Source organism: Bradyrhizobium sp. Ses1, assembly GCF_059512365.1.
The window spans coordinates 1-476 of record NZ_JCAMOQ010000220.1 but is presented as its reverse complement, the minus strand read 5'-3'; the positions used below and the strand labels follow the sequence as shown (position 1 = coordinate 476).

Below are 476 nucleotides of genomic sequence, written 5' to 3'. Positions count from 1 at the left end.
ATTCATTCGGGTTGCTGCGGGCCAGCTTTCAGCCCAAAGGGCAGATTGCCGAACTGCGAGCCTACGTGCGTCAGCGCGAGCGTCTGCTGGAGTACGCGGCCTCACACATCCAGCATATGCAGAAGGCCTTGACGGAGATGAATCTTCAGCTCCACCACGTCGTCGCCGACATCACCGGCGCGACCGGCCTGCGTATCATACGCGCGATCCTTGCCGGCGAGCGCGATCCCGAGGCGCTGGCGTGCTTGCGCCACTACAGTTGCCACTCCAGTGCCGAGACGATTGCGAAGGCGCTCACCGGGAGCTACCGCGCCGAACATCTGTTTGCGCTCGAGCAGGCACTTGCGCTTTACGACACCTACCACGAGAAGGCATCTGCCTGCGACGCCCGGATCGAAGCCGTGTTGAAGCAACTGAGCAACCATCGCGGTCGTGGCCATGGACCAGCACCGCGGGCCTCGCTGCGTCGGAATCGA

Annotated in this window: 1 pseudogene; it reads left to right on the top strand. The window is 63.2% G+C overall.

From position 1 onward, the window contains the following. A pseudogene (locus AC5ZG5_RS46450) lies at positions 1-476 on the top strand (IS110 family transposase); the annotation flags it as partial.